Origin of the sequence: Olsenella uli (assembly GCF_016899935.1) — a bacterium.
Lineage (GTDB): Bacteria > Actinomycetota > Coriobacteriia > Coriobacteriales > Atopobiaceae > Thermophilibacter > Thermophilibacter uli_B.
Genome location: NZ_JACJJK010000078.1, coordinates 1 through 252, shown reverse-complemented (window position 1 = coordinate 252; position 252 = coordinate 1). Strand labels below are relative to the sequence as shown.

Here is a 252-nt window from a genome sequence, read left to right as displayed (position 1 = left end):
GCACGTATTCTTCTCGCACAGGTACAGCTTCGGATTCAGGCGGAAAGTCAAGATGACCGAGGACGAAATCAAGGCAAAGAAGTTTGCCATGGAGTCAGCAAAGGAGAATGCCGCCAAGAAGGCAAAGGAAGAGGCCCGCAAGAAAGCAAAGGAAGAGGGCCGCGATTTTAACGAGGACGAGTTTGATGAGCGCAAGACATATTCAGGACGTCCTGACGACGCTGTCATAGCCGGCAATGAGCCAGCCGACAC

1 protein-coding gene is annotated in these 252 nt (G+C 52.8%); it reads left to right on the top strand.

Annotated elements, in window-relative coordinates; genetic code table 11:
- Window positions 1-52 precede the first annotated feature (52 nt).
- The coding region (locus H6A07_RS09905; RefSeq protein ID WP_204814749.1) for a hypothetical protein at window positions 53-252 on the top strand (200 nt) is incomplete at its 3' end.